Below are 12120 nucleotides of genomic sequence, written 5' to 3'. Positions count from 1 at the left end.
GGCTCCCGGACGGAGGAGGTCGCGGAGCACCGTCGAGTCCCGGCGGTCACCGGGGACGAACGTCGCTCCCGCTACCGTGAGGGTGTCGGCCATCGGGCCACCGCGGCGGGCGACGACGTCCACTTGCCAGTCGTCACCGCCGCGCCCCGAGACGTCGAGGAGCTCACGCGCGACGGCCGAACCGATCCCGCCGGTACCGCCGAGGACGACCGCGCGTCTGGTGCTCATGCGTCAACGGTAGTCCGGGCGCGCCGCGGACCGTGCGGCAGCGGGGCTGCGGTGCGGGGGCCGCGCGGACCGTGCGGCAGCGGGGCTACGGTGCGGACGCCGGGTCAGGAGGCCAGTGCCTCGGGTTCGCGGCGCCACCAGTCGAGCAGGGACCCGTCGTACACCCGGACCTTGTCGTGGCCGAGCACCGTGAGCGCGAGGGCATCGGCGCACGCGGCGCTGCCGATCCCGCAGTAGGTGACGATCTCGTCGGCGTCGAGCACCGATGCGAAGGCCTGCTCGAGCGCGGGACGCCGCAGGAACGCGTTCGTCGTCGGGTCGACGATGGCGTCCACGGGCACCGTCGTGCTGCCGGGGACGATCGGCGGGTGCTCGGTGCCGAGCGCGGACTCCGGTGCCGCGAGGACGAGCGACGCGGGCTCGTCGCCGCTGACGGCGCGGAGGACCCGGTCGTGGTCGGCCCAGAGCGCACGTTCCTCGCCGGCGAGGAAGGCTGCGGGTTCCCCGGCCGTCTGCGAGGTCGGGGCGGGAGCCGTCCGGAGCGCGCCGACGCGGACCGGGCGTCCTTCGTCCCGCCACTTCGTGAAGCCACCGTCGAGCACCGCGACCGAGTCGAAGCCGAACGAGCGGAAGATCCACCACAGGCGTGCCGACCACTCGCCGACGCTGTCGTCGTAGACCACGACCGTCGAGCCGTTCGTCACGCCGAGCTCGCCGGCGGCGGACTCGAACCGCTCGGCGTCCGGGCGGGTGAACGGCACGGGGGCGTCGGGCGTGGAGAACGCCTCGACGAGGTCGGCGTACCGCGCACCGGGCACGTGCCCGCGTTGCTCGTACGCGTCCCGTGCGGTCTGCCACGTCGTCTGGAGTCCGGTCCCGGCCGTGTGCACCGAGGCGTCGAGCACGATGAGCTCGTCAGCACCGAGGTGGTCTGCGAGCCACTGCGTCGACACGAGCGGCGAGGTCAGGACGGGGGCCATGGCGCACACGATAACTGGGACCCCTGACGTGTGCGAGGGAAACGGACACACGACGCAACGAGGTCGTGTCGCGGGTCGTCAGACGGGCTGGAGCGGCTCCGGCGGGCCCGCGGGGACCTCGACGCGGATGCGGTCGCCCGGTCGGACGACGCCGCCCGTGACCACGACGGCCATCACGCCGCCCTTCCGCTCGACGGAGCCGTCGTCGGCGCGACCGAGGACGGCACGCAGGAGGCCGGGCTCGAAGTCGTTGATCTGCTGGCACGGGTTCCGGAGGCCCGTCACCCGCACGCACGCGTCGTCGCCGAGGTGCAGGAGCGTGTCAGTGGGCAAGCGCAGCAGGTCGATCCCACGGGTGCTGACGTTCTCGCCCATCTGGCCCGGTGCGACCGCGTACCCGGCGTCGGCGACCTCGTCGAACAGTTCCGTGTGCAGCAGGTGCACCTGGCGGAGGTTCGGCTGCGAGGGGTCCCGGGCGACCCGCGACCGATGCTGCGCGGTGGTGCCGGCGTGTGCGTCGCCCTCGATGCCCCAGCCCGCGACGAGCACGACCTCGTCGACGACCGGCTTGCTGAAGTGGTGGTCGGTGTCGCGGCTCACCGAGACGACGACGGGGTGGTCCTGCTCGTGGTCGGTCACCCCTCGATCCTGGCGCGGATCGTGCCCTGGCGCGAGTGGTTCCCGCGGGGAGTGCGACGTTCCGCGAGTCGATCCACGCGCGGGTCGTCGAAGATCGCGGTCGACCCGGGGCGGGCGCGCGGTGGCCGCCCGGGTGCGGACCTCGAACGACGAGCCCGATGTCGTACGACGTCGACGATGTCGTTCGCACCGGCCGTCGATTGCCCCCGTGTGCAAGGAGCGACAAGCCCGATGTCGTACGACGTCGACGATGTCGTTCGCACCGGCCGACGATTGCCCGCGTGTGCAAGGAGCGACGACGTCGCTCTCGTACGACGTCGACGATGTCGTTCGGCGTCAGCAGCGTCAGCGTCAGCGTCGGCCCACCCGCCACCCGCCACCCGCCACCCGCTACCCGCCACGCCCCAACCCCTGCCAGCACACACGGACGGCCCACCCCGGGGAACCAGGGCGGGCCGTCCATGTCGAGCAGTGGTGCGTCAGTGCGCGGCGGTCGGGATGCTCCCGGTCGTCGCTGCGCCGGCGCGCTCGAGCTTCGCCAAACGGACCGACTGGCGGTTGATGAGCAGCCCACCGGCGAGGGCGACCAGCACGAGCACGCCCGCCGAGATGCCGAACGCCACGTGGTAGCCGTCGAGCACAGCCTGCGCCTGCTGGAGCTTCGTCGGCGCCGCGGTCAGCCCGGAGAGGCTGTTCGCCACGACGTCGGCGAAGATCGTCGAGAGCAGCGCGGTCCCGATCGAGCCGCCGATCTGCTGCATGGTGTTCACCGTCGCCGAGGCCACACCGGCATCGGCCCGGGCGACCCCGGTCGTCGCGGTGTTCATCGCCGACGAGAAGATCGTGCCCATGCCGAGACCGATCACGACGAGCGCCGGCAGGACCGTGCCCGCGTACGAGCTGTCGAGGTCGGTGCGCAGGAGGAGCAGCAGCCCGGTCGCCGCGACGAGGCCACCCGCGAAGATGAGGACCTTCGGACCGACGCGGGGGAGCAGTCGACCACCGATCTGCGTCGCCGAGATCATGATCGACAGCGGCATCGGCAGGAACGCCAGGCCCGTCTGCAGCGAGCTGAACCCGAGGGTCTGCTCGAGGTAGTACGTCAGGAACAGGAAGATGCCGAACATGCCGATCGCGACGAGGCCGATGGCGATGAACGAACCACCGCGGTCACGGTCGAGGACGACCCGGAGCGGCAGCAGCGGGTGGGCGACGCGCGTCTCGATGAAGACGAACGCCGCGATCAGCACCACGCCGGCGGCGAGCATGCCGATGGTGAGCGGGGCGTCCCAGCCGTTGGTCTCGGCGTTGGAGAAGCCGTAGACGACGCCGACGAGGCCGGCCGTGATCGTGACGACACCGGCGACGTCGATGCGCGGACGCTCGACCTTCGGCGGCTTCGCCATGAACACGAGGGCACCGATCACGCCGAGCACCGCGAAGACCACGTTCACGTAGAGGCACCAGCGCCACGACGCGTACTCGGTGAGCACCCCGCCGAGGAGCAGGCCGATCGCCGCACCGGAGCCCGCGATCGACCCGAAGATGCCGAACGCGCGACCGCGCTCCTTCGGGTCGCGGAACGTCGTGGTGAGCATGCCCAGCGCGGACGGTGCGAGCAGCGCACCGAAGACGCCCTGCAGCGCGCGGGCGGCGACGAGCAGGCCGAACGAGTCGGCCAGACCGCCGAGCACGGACGCGACGGCGAAGCCGACGAGCCCGATGATGAAGGTGTTCTTGCGGCCGAAGAGGTCGCCGAGCCGCCCGCCGAGGAGCAGCAGCGAGCCGAACGCCAGCGAGTACGCGGTCACGATCCACTGACGCTGGTCGGTGCCGAAGTCGAGGTCCGCCTGGGCCGAGGGCAGGGCGATGTTGACGATGGTCGCGTCGAGCACGACCATCAGCTGCGCGAGGGCGATGACCGCCAGGGCGATCCAGCGGTGGTCGGCCTTGTCGGGCGTGGTGCCCGGAGTCGTGGGTGCGGCCCCGGTGGGGGTCGGCACGGTCTGTTCTGCCGTCACGGCAGCCTCCTTCGAGAAGGTGGAGGGGTGGCGGAGCACGCGCCGTCGGGCGCTCCTGGAGCGGAGGGGGTGAAGCGGATGCGACGCATCCGCTTGCGACCAGTGTAGACCGAAACGGAAGGTCTGCATCCGCTTATTCCCAGAAAGTTCAACTAGGTTCGGTGACGTGAGCACCACCGACCTCGAGCGCCCCCTCCGCGCCGACGCAGCACGCAACCGCGAGCTGATCCTGCAGACGGCACGCAAGTGCTTCGCGGAACGCGGGTTGTCGGTCACCTTGAACGACATCGCGCACGAGGCCGGCGTCGGCGTCGGGACGGTCTACCGCCGTTTCGCCGACAAGGACTCCCTGATCGAGGCGCTGCTCGCCACCAAGTTCGAGGCCATGAACGACGCCGCGGCACGTGCTGCGGACGAGTCCGATCCGCGTGAGTCCCTCCGGGTGTACCTGATGGGCGTGTTCGAGTTCCGTGCGCGCGACCGTGCCCTCGCGGACGCCATCGTGCGTGCCGGGAAGTCCCGTCCGTCGATCGTGCAGGAGCGCGACCGGCTCGAGACCCAGGTCTCCGAGATCATCCGTCGTGCGCGGGACGCCGGCGTGGTGCGGGTCGGCTTCGACTACCGCGACCTGCCGATGCTCACCTCCATGGTCGGCGCCGTCGCGGACACCACGCGCGCGCACGACCCGAACGCATGGCGCCGCTACGCCGAGGTCCTCATCGAGGGCGTGCTGCCCGGCACCCCCGACGCGCCCATGCTCGGGGACCCGCTCGACCGCGAGTCCATCGAGCGCGCCCTGCACGCGCAGTCCTGACACCGCCCCGCCGGGCGCACCAGCGCGCGGTCCTGACACCGCCCCGCCGCGCGCACCAGCGCGCGGCCCGGACACGACCCCGTCCGGGCCGGGAGGCGCGGTGCGGGGCCGACCCGCGCCTCCCGGCCGACGGGTGGTCGCGTGCTACAGCCAGCTCGGCAGCCAGTAGTGGGACCGGACGAAGTCCCACGGCACCTGCATGCCCGTCCACATCGGCAGCCAGTACGCCGACGCGAGCACCACGACGCCCAGGTACACGCCGACCCACACGACGGCACGCGTCCGCCGTGGCCGGGGGTCGTCCCGTCGTCCGAGCACCAACCCGATCGTCGCGGCGAGCGCCATGACCATGAACGGCTCGAAGGCGATCGTGTAGAACTGGAAGACCGTCCGGTCCACGTAGAGCAGCCACGGCAGGTACCCCGCTGCGACCCCCATCAGGACGAACGCGTACTCCCACCGCCGGCGCAGGATCCAGAGCACGAGCAGCGCCACGACGGCGACGACCGCCGCGTACCAGACGAAGGGGTTCGCGATGCCGGTGATCGCCTCGCCGCAGCGGGTGGCCGTGCAGCCGTCCTGGCCCGCGTTCGTGCCGACGTAGTACATCGACGTCGGGCGCTGCATGACGAGCCAGAGCAGCGGGTTCGCCTGGTACGAGTGCGGGGTGTGCAGGCCGATGTTGAAGCCGTAGATCTCGGACTGGTAGTGCCACCAGTTCTGCAGGCTGTCCGGCACCCACGACAGCACGCCGGTCCAGCGCTCGCCTCCCGTGGCGATCCAGTTCCGGTCCCAGCCGTCCTTCGACACGAACCACCCGGTCCACGACGCCACGTAGGTGACGGCGGCGATCGGCACGGTGAGCAGGAACGACACCGGTGCCTGCTGCAGCCACGCGCTCGAGGACCAGAACTCGATGCCGGCCCGCTTCCGCAGCATCATGTCGGTCAGCACGGAGTACACCGCGAAGAACGCGAGGAAGTACATGCCGGACCACTTCGTCGCGGTCGCCAGGCCGAGCGCCAGCCCCATGGCGATCAGCCACGGCCGCCACCACAGCACCGGTCCCCAGAGCGTGTCGCGTCCGGCGGCCGTCCGTCGGGCGACCCAGGCGTCGAGTCGTCTGGACGTCCAGCGTCGGTCGAGCAGCAGCGCGCCGAAGCCGAGCACGACGAAGAACGTCAGGATCCCGTCGAGCAGCGTGACGCGGGACAGCACGATCGCCTGCCCGTCGACCGCGAGCAGGAACCCCGCCAGCGTGCCGACGAGGGTGGACCGGAACAGCGAGCGGGCGATGACGGCCGTGAGGAACACGGTCGCGATGCCGAGCACGGCGACGGCGAAGCGCCACCCGAACGAGTTGTCCGCGCCGAACAGCAGCATGCCGAGGCCGATGAGGTACTTGCCGAGCGGCGGGTGCGCGATGAACTCGGCGGCGTTCGTGAAGATGTCGGTCTGCCCGTCGGCGAACCGCTGGTCCGTCGTCGGCTGGGAGTCGTCGGCGGGGTTGCCCGGCCAGGTGCCCTCGTACCCGAGGTGCACGATCGACCAGCCGTCCTTGACGTAGTAGGTCTCGTCGAACACGAGCGAGTGCGGGTGGCCGAGCGCGACGAGCCGCAGCACCGCCGCCAGCAGGGTGACGCCGAGCGGCCCGGCCCAGCGCCACAGTGCGACGCGCCTGGCGGTCGAGAGCGTGCGCCCCCACCAGTCGTCGAGACGGGAACCGACCGGCCCGTCGGGGACGGCGGTGCGGTCGTCGGTCAGCGCGCTGGTCATCGCAGAGCATCCTACGGATCGACGCCATGTCCGCGCTGGCGCGCACAGGCGACCACAATGGTCCCGTGATCGTGCTCGCAGCAACGCCCATCGGCAACCTCGGCGACGCCTCCAGGCGGTTGGTCGAGACCCTCTCGAACGCGAGCGTGGTCGCCGCCGAGGACACCCGCACCGCGATCCACCTCATGCGGGCGCTCGGCATCGAGAACCGCCCCCGCCTCATCGCCCTGCACGAGCACAACGAGCGCGCGAAGGCGGCCGAGGTCGTCGAGCTCGCCCGTGACGAGGACGTCGTCGTCCTCACCGACGCCGGCATGCCCGCGATCAGCGATCCCGGCTTCCCCCTCGTCGAGGCCGCCGCTGCCGCCGGGGTGACGGTGACGGCGTTGCCGGGGCCGTCCGCCGTGCTCATGGCGCTCGCCGTGTCCGGCCTGCCGACCGACCGGTTCAGCTTCGAGGGGTTCCCGACACGCAAGGGCGGTGAGCGGCGGCGGCTGTTCTCCGCGCTCTCCGGCGAGCAGCGCACGATGGTGTTCTTCGAGTCCCCGCACCGACTCGCCGACACGCTGTCCGACATGGCCGCGGGCTTCGGCGACGACCGGCGCGCGGTGGTCTGCCGCGAGCTGACGAAGCTGCACGAGGAGGTCCGGCGCGGGTCCCTCGCGGAGCTCGCGGCGTGGGCGGCCGACGGGGTGCGCGGCGAGATCTGCGTCGTCGTCGAGGGGTCGACCGGGGCGCTCGACGTGACGACGATCGAGGACGGGGTCCGGCTCGTGCTCGAGCGGGTCGCCGCCGGGTCCCGCATGAAGGAGGCGGCGGCGGCCGTCGCGGACGCGACGGGACTGTCGAAGCGCGACCTCTACGAGGGTGCGCTGGCGGCGCGGTAGATGCGAGCGTCACGGGCCGGGAGGCGCGGCTCCGGACGCGCACCGCGCCTCCCGTCCGGTTCTCCACAGGTGGCGCGCGGGGCGCGTCATGCGGCACCGGTGCGCCCGTAGGATGGTCCGCATGTCCGACGGGTCCTCGTTCAGCATCACCACGCCGATCTTCTACGTGAACGACGTGCCCCACATCGGGCACGCCTACACCGAGGTCGCCGCGGACGTCCTCGCGCGCTGGCACCGGCAGCGCGGCGACGACACCTGGCTCCTGACCGGCACGGACGAGCACGGGCAGAAGATCCTCCGCACGGCGTCCGCGAACGACGTCACGCCCCAGGAGTGGGCGGACCGGCTCGTGACCGAGGCGTGGAAGCCGCTCCTCGACACCGTCGACGTTGCGAACGACGACTTCATCCGCACGACGGACGAACGCCACGAGCGCGGCGTGACGGCGTTCCTGCAGAAGCTGTACGACGACGGCTACATCTACGCGGGCGAGTTCGAGGGCTTCTACTGCGTCGGCTGCGAGGAGTACAAGCAGCCGAGCGACCTCGTGCCCGGCACGGGTGCGTACGAGGGGCAGCAGGTCTGTGCGATCCACTCGATCCCCGTCGAGGTGCTGGCCGAGCGCAACTACTTCTTCCGCATGTCCGACTTCGAGCAGCGCCTGCTCGACCTGTACGAGTCGAACCCGCTGTTCATCCAGCCCGAGAGCGTCCGCAACGAGATCATCTCGTTCGTGAAGCAGGGCCTGCGCGACCTGTCGATCTCGCGGTCGAGCTTCGACTGGGGCATCCAGATCCCGTGGGACCACGACCACGTGCTCTACGTGTGGTTCGACGCCCTGCTCAACTACGTCACGGCGCTCGGCTACGGCACCGACGACGACGAGGCCTTCCAGCGCCTGTGGCCGAGCGTGCACATCGTCGGCAAGGACATCGCCCGCTTCCACGCGGTGATCTGGCCGGCGATGCTGATGGCCGCCGGGCTGCCCGTCCCCGAGCGCGTGTTCGGGCACGGCTGGCTGCTCGTCGGCGGCGAGAAGATGTCCAAGTCGAAGCTGACCGGCATCGCGCCGTCCGAGATCACCGACACGTTCGGGTCCGACGCGTTCCGCTACTACTTCCTCCGCGCGATCACCTTCGGGCAGGACGGCAACTTCAGCTGGGAGGACATCTCCGCCCGCTACCAGGCCGAGCTCGCGAACGGGTTCGGCAACCTCGCGTCCCGCCTGGTCGCGATGCTGCAGAAGTACTTCGACGGCGCGGTGCCCGAGCGCGGCGCGCTGACCGGGTCGGACGAGGCGATCGACGCCCTCGCGGTGTCGGTCACCGAGCGTGCCGACGCGGCCATCGCGGCGTTCGCCCCGCACGAGGCCATCGCCGCGGTGTGGGAGCTCGTCGACGCCCTGAACGGGTACATCACCGAGCAGCAGCCGTGGGCACTGGCGAAGGACGACGCCCAGCGCGAGCGGCTCGGAACCGTGCTGTCCACCGCGCTCCGCGGCCTCGGCACGGTCGCGGTGCTGCTGTCGCCGGTCATGCCGAAGGCGACCGAGAAGCTCTGGGCCGCGATCGGTGCGGGTGGCTCCATCACCGAGCAGCGCGTGGACCGCGCGTGGGAGTGGCAGGGCGCGTCGACCGTGGTCCCGCTCGAGAGCGGGCTGTTCCCGCGCATCGAGCAGTCCGAGCAGGGCGCCGCGTGACCGACGCGCACCTCCGCTCCCGGGGCGACGGCGACGGGTCGAAGCGGGACCTGACCTACCCGCCGCTGCCCGAGGCGCTGGTCGTCCCGGTGTACGACAACCACACCCACATGGAGATCGCCGACGGTGGCGACGGCGCGCTCGACTACCGCGAGCACCTCGGCCGGGCGTCGAGCGTCGGTGTCCGTGGTGTCGTGCAGGTCGGCACCGACCTCGCGACGTCGGAGTGGTCGGCCGCCATCGCAGCACGGGAGCCCCGGGTCCTCGCCGCCGTGGCGCTCCACCCGAACGAAGCGCCGTCGCTGCAGGAGCAGGGGCTGCTCGACGAGCACCTCGCGGGCATCGAACGGCTCGCGGCGCTGCCCCGCGTCCGGGCGATCGGCGAGACCGGGCTCGACTTCTTCCGCACGGGCGAGGACGGCCGCGACGCCCAGGTCCGCTCGTTCGAGGAGCACATCCGCATCGCGAAGGAGCACGACCTCGCGCTCACGATCCACGACCGCGACGCGCACGACGCGTGTCGAGGGGTCCTCGACCGAGTCGGCGCTCCCGAGAAGACCGTGTTCCACTGCTCTCGGGGGGCCCCGACCTCGCCCGGCTCTGTGCGGAGCGCGGCTGGTACATGTCGTTCGCCGGCACCGTGACGTTCAAGAACGCCGCACCCCTGCGCGAGGCCCTGCACGTCGCGCCGCGTCACCTGATCATGGTCGAGACCGACGCGCCGTACCTCACCCCGACGCCGTACCGCGGCCGGCCGAACGCGCCGTACCTCATCCCGCTCACGCTCCGGTCGATGGCCGAGACCCTCGGGACCGACGCCTCGATGCTCGCGGCACAGATCGCCTCGAACACCGAGCTCGTCTACGGTGCGTGGGACGCCGAGCCCGTGACGGTGGACGGCTAGTGGCGACGCTCCTCGGCCCGGCGGAGATCCGGGACCTCGCCGCCCGGCTCGACGTCACCCCGACGAAGAAGCTCGGCCAGAACTTCGTGCACGACGCCAACACCGTCCGGCGCATCGTGGCGTCCGGCCGGGTGTCGGCCGACTCGGCCGTCCTCGAGATCGGGCCCGGCCTCGGATCGTTGACGCTCGGTCTCACCGAGACCGGCGCCTCGGTGACCGCGGTGGAGATCGACGGTCGCCTCGCTGCCGAGCTCCCGGCGACCGTGGCCACGATGCAGCCCGACGCGCGGCTCCGCGTGATCCACCAGGACGCCCTCACCGTCGCCGCGACCGACCTGCCGGAGTCGCCGACGCACGTCGTCGCGAACCTGCCGTACAACGTCTCCGTCCCGGTGCTGCTCCACCTGCTGGCGACCTTCCCGTCCATCGAACGCGCGCTCGTCATGGTGCAGGCCGAGGTCGGCTACCGCATCGCCGCGGGACCCGGCAGCAAGGTCTACGGGGCGCCGAGCGTCAAGGCCGCGTGGTACGGGTCGTGGTCGATCGCCGGACAGGTCAGCCGTCAGGTGTTCTGGCCGGTGCCGAACGTCGACAGCGTGCTCGTCGGGTTCGACCGGCACGAGCCCCCCGGGGACGAAGCCCTGCGGGCGCAGGTCTTCGCGCTCGTCGACGGCGCGTTCCAGCAGCGGCGGAAGATGCTGCGGCAGAGCCTGTCCGGCGTCCTCGGCAGCAGTGCCCGAGCGTCGGAACTCCTCACCGCCGCCGGGGTCGACCCGACGGCCCGTGGGGAGATGCTCAGCGCCGACGACTTCGTGCGGCTCGGCCGGACGGTGCTCGCCGCGGGGGAGTGACCCCGTCGGTCGCATCGGCCGTCGGGCTCCAGTGCCCGGGACGCTGGAACCCCGCCGGCAGGACCGTGGCCGCGTCGCCCCGTGCCGCGTTGACCTGCATCTGCGTGAGGAACAGTGCTCCGCAGAGGCCGGTGCCGCGCAGGTCCGCGTCGCGGAGGTCCACGCCGAGCAGGTCGCAGCGGTCCAACCAGGCACCCCGGAGGTCCGCCGCGATCGCGAGCGACCCGCGCAGCGTCGCCCCGCGCAGGTCGGCCCCACGCAGGTCCGCGCCGACGAGGTCCGTCCCCGGACCGACCCGCTGGCCGTCGGCGCCGACCGGACCCCGTCCCCGTGCGATCGCACTCGCCTCGAGCAGGAGCGGGCGGGCACGGTCGTACTCGGCGTCGACGTCGAGGGTGGCGAGGTCTGCCGGCGCCCCGTCGCTCAGCAGACGGACGTGCTCGAACGCCTGGACCCACGGGGTCTCGTCGTGTGACGCTCGCACGAGGGTGATCGCCTCGTCGAGGTACCGCAGGAGGTCGTGGAGTCGTCGGACGATCGGGAACGTGGCGAACATGGACCGCCGCGTCTCGGGGTCGTCGCGCCACGAGCGGCCCGCGAAGGTGTGCCGGGAGACCTTCTGCCCGGCCCCCGAGCAGTCGAACACCGTGCAGCCGGAGAAACCCCGTTCACGCAGGTGCGGGTGGATCCGGCAGCCGTCCGCGTCGTCGAGGTTCGTGCACGGGTCGCCGGCGTCCTTGTCGAACGGGAAGTCCGCGGACCGCGTGAAGGCCAGGGCGACGCAGCAGAGGCCGAAGCAGTTCGCGCAGTCGGCGCCGAGGTCTTCGCGTCGTCCCAGCTCGACACGCGTCCGCGTCGTCATCAGTGGTCGTTGACCCGGGCGACCGTCCCACCGGTCAGCGACAGCAACTGCTCGAAGGTCAGGGGGAGCACGCTGTTCGCGGTCCCCGCGGCCGACCAGATCGTGTCGTACTCGCGAAGCGCCTCGTCCACCACGGTGCGGATCGGGGCCGGGTGGCCGACGGGGGAGACGCCGCCGATCGGCTGCCCGGTGATCTCGCGGACCTGTTTCGCGGTGGCCATCGTGAGCTCGGTCGCGCCGATCTGGGCCGCGAGCAGGTCGGTGTCGACCCGGTGCCGACCGGAGGTCATCGCGAGCAGGGGTGCACCGTCCGCCAGGAACAGCAGGCTGCTCGCGATCGCTCCCGGTTCGGTGCCGAGCGCGGCGGCGGCCTGCGCGGCGCTGTGGGTCGAGTCGGGGAGTTCCCGGGCGATCGCGTCGATGCCGGCTTCGGCGACGATGCGCTGACGTGCGAGGCGA

11 protein-coding genes and 1 pseudogene are annotated in these 12120 nt (G+C 71.7%); 5 read left to right on the top strand and 7 right to left on the bottom strand.

Features of this window, described 5'->3' with window-relative positions; genetic code table 11:
- The 4 genes from I5E_RS07805 to I5E_RS07790 all read right to left on the bottom strand — a co-directional run.
- A partial coding sequence (locus I5E_RS07805) for an NmrA family NAD(P)-binding protein (protein ID WP_031261840.1) occupies positions 1-228 on the bottom strand: 228 nt, incomplete at its 3' end.
- Between the two features lie 104 nt (positions 229-332).
- Positions 333-1208 (bottom strand): sulfurtransferase, encoded by an 876-nt coding sequence (locus tag I5E_RS07800; RefSeq protein WP_022906484.1) that lies wholly within the window; start codon positions 1206-1208, stop codon positions 333-335.
- Between the two features lie 78 nt (positions 1209-1286).
- Positions 1287-1847 (bottom strand): MOSC domain-containing protein, encoded by a 561-nt coding sequence (locus I5E_RS07795; RefSeq protein WP_022906483.1) that lies wholly within the window; start codon positions 1845-1847, stop codon positions 1287-1289.
- Positions 1848-2326: 479 nt separating this feature from the next.
- Positions 2327-3868, bottom strand: coding sequence for an MFS transporter (locus I5E_RS07790; protein WP_031261838.1), 1542 nt, complete (start codon positions 3866-3868; stop codon positions 2327-2329).
- Between the two features lie 166 nt (positions 3869-4034).
- Between I5E_RS07790 and I5E_RS07785 the strand changes: the two genes are divergently transcribed.
- Positions 4035-4682 (top strand): TetR/AcrR family transcriptional regulator, encoded by a 648-nt coding sequence (locus tag I5E_RS07785; protein ID WP_022906481.1) that lies wholly within the window; start codon positions 4035-4037, stop codon positions 4680-4682.
- Positions 4683-4826: 144 nt separating this feature from the next.
- On the opposite strand, the gene I5E_RS07780 is transcribed toward I5E_RS07785, so the two are convergent.
- Positions 4827-6458, bottom strand: a complete 1632-nt coding sequence (locus I5E_RS07780) for a dolichyl-phosphate-mannose--protein mannosyltransferase (protein ID WP_022906480.1) — start codon at positions 6456-6458, stop codon at positions 4827-4829.
- 65 nt (positions 6459-6523) lie between these two features.
- Here I5E_RS07780 and rsmI point away from each other — a divergent pair, with 65 nt between their 5' ends.
- The 4 genes and pseudogenes from rsmI to rsmA all read left to right on the top strand — a co-directional run bounded on the left by rsmI (position 6524) and on the right by rsmA (position 10799).
- Positions 6524-7345, top strand: a complete 822-nt coding sequence (rsmI, locus tag I5E_RS07775) for a 16S rRNA (cytidine(1402)-2'-O)-methyltransferase (RefSeq protein WP_022906479.1) — start codon at positions 6524-6526, stop codon at positions 7343-7345.
- A 121-nt stretch (positions 7346-7466) separates the two neighbouring features.
- Entirely contained in the window at positions 7467-9044 is a 1578-nt protein-coding gene (gene metG / locus I5E_RS07770; protein ID WP_031261835.1) for a methionine--tRNA ligase, read from the top strand.
- Positions 9041-9948: pseudogene (locus I5E_RS21405) on the top strand (TatD family hydrolase). The gene metG and the pseudogene I5E_RS21405 overlap by 4 nt, the downstream one beginning before the upstream one ends.
- Complete coding sequence (gene rsmA, locus I5E_RS07760; RefSeq protein WP_022906477.1) at positions 9948-10799, top strand: 16S rRNA (adenine(1518)-N(6)/adenine(1519)-N(6))-dimethyltransferase RsmA; 852 nt, start codon at positions 9948-9950, stop codon at positions 10797-10799. Before I5E_RS21405 ends, rsmA begins: the two are co-directional and overlap by 1 nt.
- Here the strand turns inward: rsmA and I5E_RS07755 are convergent.
- Together I5E_RS07755 and I5E_RS07750 are read right to left on the bottom strand one after the other, a co-directional pair.
- Entirely contained in the window at positions 10744-11661 is a 918-nt protein-coding gene (locus I5E_RS07755; RefSeq protein ID WP_022906476.1) for a pentapeptide repeat-containing protein, read from the bottom strand. The genes rsmA and I5E_RS07755 overlap by 56 nt on opposite strands.
- On the bottom strand, positions 11661-12101 hold the full coding sequence (locus I5E_RS07750) for a YbaK/EbsC family protein (protein ID WP_031261832.1): 441 nt from the start codon (positions 12099-12101) through the stop codon (positions 11661-11663). The genes I5E_RS07755 and I5E_RS07750 overlap by 1 nt, the downstream gene beginning before the upstream one ends.
- Positions 12102-12120: the final 19 nt, after the last annotated feature.

This window comes from Curtobacterium sp. B18 (assembly GCF_000333375.1).
Classification (GTDB): domain Bacteria; phylum Actinomycetota; class Actinomycetes; order Actinomycetales; family Microbacteriaceae; genus Curtobacterium.
The sequence above is the reverse complement of the archived record's forward strand: the minus strand, read 5'-3'. Positions and strand labels throughout refer to the sequence as shown.